Annotated in this window: 1 protein-coding gene; it reads left to right on the top strand. The window is 60.5% G+C overall.

Annotated elements, in window-relative coordinates; translation table 11 throughout:
• Positions 1-778, top strand: a 778-nt coding sequence (locus ACR0E6_RS22115; protein ID WP_480587403.1) for a dihydroxy-acid dehydratase domain-containing protein, incomplete at both ends; no start/stop codon positions are given.

The following is a 778-nucleotide window of genomic DNA, read 5'->3' as shown; positions in this document are numbered from 1 at the left end:
CCCCCGGCATGCTTATGGCCGCGATGCGCCTGAACATTCCGGCGATCTTCGTTTCAGGCGGTCCGATGGAGGCCGGCAAGATCGACATCGCCGATTTAGACGTTAAGAAGATCGACCTGGTTGACGCGATGGTTGCCGCAGCGGACGACAAATATACCGACGAACAGGTCAAACATATCGAGGAAAACGCCTGCCCGACCTGCGGCTCGTGCTCGGGTATGTTCACCGCGAACTCGATGAATTGCCTGGCTGAGGCGCTGGGTCTGGCCCTGCCCGGCAACGGCTCGACCCTGGCGACCCATTCGGACCGCAAAGAGCTGTTCCTTGAGGCCGGTCGCCGCATCGTCGAGATCACCAAACGGCACTACGATCTGGACGAGAAGGGCTTCCTGCCCCGCGAAATCGCCACCTTTGATGCGTTCGAGAACGCAATGTCGCTGGATATTGCGATGGGCGGATCGACCAACACCGTTCTGCACCTGCTAGCCATCGCTTATGAGGGCGGCGTTGATTTCGACATGTCCGACATGGACCGCCTTAGCCGCAATGTGCCGTGTCTGTGCAAGGTCGCACCCAACACCGAGAACGTGCATATGGAGGACGTCCACCGCGCAGGCGGCATCTTCTCGATCCTCGGAGAGCTGAGCCGCGCCGGGCTGCTGCACGAAGACTGCAGCACCGTGCATTCAGCTACCATGGGCGAGGCGATTGCCAACTGGGACATCAAAGTAGCCAACAACCCGAAGGCACAAGAGCTGTTCAAGGCGGCCCCCGGCGG

The organism is Ruegeria sp. AP12 (assembly GCF_056540025.1).
This window is presented reverse-complemented; position numbering and strand designations above follow the sequence as displayed.